This is a genomic window from Aliivibrio sp. S4MY1, from assembly GCF_028765545.1.
GTDB lineage: Bacteria > Pseudomonadota > Gammaproteobacteria > Enterobacterales > Vibrionaceae > Aliivibrio.
This window is the reverse complement of the sequence record NZ_JARACP010000086.1, coordinates 1-224: the sequence shown is the minus strand read 5'-3', so window position 1 is coordinate 224 and position 224 is coordinate 1. Positions and strand designations below refer to the sequence as shown.

Genomic DNA, 224 nt, shown 5'->3' with positions numbered 1-224 from the left:
GCTCCAAGCGGTACCGTTAACTGAAGAAATTGCATGTTATCGACAGGAATGTCATACCAAAATTCTTTTTCTTCTTTCGTTAACGTTCCTATCGTCCCAGGGTGGCGCACTAGAGTTAACCGCTGTTTCGGTGGTTTTCGCTTCGGTCCGTAAGTGGTAGCTAGACCATCATTCAATGCTTTTTCTGTGACCGCGACGGTTTCTCTTGATCCTTTGTACGAGTT

1 protein-coding gene is annotated in these 224 nt (G+C 45.5%); it reads right to left on the bottom strand.

What is annotated here, in order from left to right; translation table 11 throughout:
* Window positions 1-224, bottom strand: a 224-nt coding sequence (locus tag PVK71_RS20440) for a hypothetical protein (protein WP_274421138.1), incomplete at both ends; no start/stop codon positions are given.